1 pseudogene is annotated in these 1,138 nt (G+C 76.9%); it reads left to right on the forward strand.

Annotated elements, in window-relative coordinates:
• Nucleotides 1-1,014, forward strand: a pseudogene (locus AN218_RS29590) (regulator); the annotation flags it as partial.
• Between the last annotated feature and the right edge of the window lie 124 nt (nucleotides 1,015-1,138).

Genomic DNA, 1,138 nt, shown 5'->3' on the forward strand with positions numbered 1-1,138 from the left:
GGGGCCGCGGGCCTCCCGCCGGCGGGCGCCCTGGCACGGGCCGGAGTCGGGGCCGGCGCTCCGGGGGCGATCCGGGGCGACCGCCCCGACCGTACGGAACGGGGCCCCGGACAGCGCGTCACCGTCGGGGACGTCAACGCCCTGCGCTCCGTCTGCGAACTCTTCCGCGCCCTCGACAACGCCTACGGCGGCGGCCACGCCCGGCAGGCGCTGGTGCGGTATCTGGAACACGAGGCGGAGCCGATGCTGCGCGGGGTCTACGGGGAGCAGCTCGGCCGGCGGCTGTTCGGTGCCGCCGCGGATCTGACGCGCCTCGCGGGCTGGACGTCGTACGACATCGCGGCGCACGGCCTCGCCCAGCGCTACTTCGTCCAGGCGCTGCGGCTGGCGCAGGCCGCGGGCGACCGCGCGTACGGCAGCTATGTCCTGGTGACGATGAGCAGGCAGGCGGTCTATCTCGGGCACGGCCGGGAGGCGGTGCAGCTCGCACGCGTCGCGCAGCAGGGCGTCGGCACGAACGCGCCGCCGCTGGTGCAAGCGCTGCTGCACACGGCGGAGGCGCGCGGGCACGCCGTGCTCGGCGAGGTACGGGCGTGCACGTCGTCGCTCTCGCGTGCCGAACGGGCCCTGGAGGCGGCCAAGTCCGGCGAGGACGCGCCGCCGTGGGCACGCCCCTTCGACGAGGCGCAGCTCGCCGACGAGAGCGGGCACTGTCACCGTGACCTCCAGCAGTACCGGGCGGCGGCTCAGCACGCGGAGCGCGCGCTGCAGTTGCGGGGCTCGGGCCTGACCCGCAGCCGGCTGTTCTGCCGGATGGTGCTGGCGACGGCGCGGCTGGGGCTCGGGGAGGTCGAGCAGGCGTGCGTGCTGGCGGCGGAGGCGGCCCAACAGGCCGCGGAGATGCGGTCGGTACGGGCGCACGAGTACGTACGGGACTTCGAGCGCCGCCTGGAGCCCTACCGGGACGCGGCGCCGGTGCGGGGGTATCGCGAGCGGGTGGCGGCGCTGAACTGAGGGGCCGCGCGGGGCGGTTGGGCCCGCGCCGCGGTGCGGACGGCCGGGGTCCGGCGTGACGGGTCCACTCCGCTCGCTCGGTCCGGTCGGTCCGGTCGGTCCGGTCGGTCCGGTCGGCCCGCTC

Origin of the sequence: Streptomyces nanshensis, from assembly GCF_001751255.1 — a bacterium.
In the GTDB taxonomy this organism is placed as follows: Bacteria; Actinomycetota; Actinomycetes; order Streptomycetales; family Streptomycetaceae; genus Streptomyces; species Streptomyces nanshensis_A.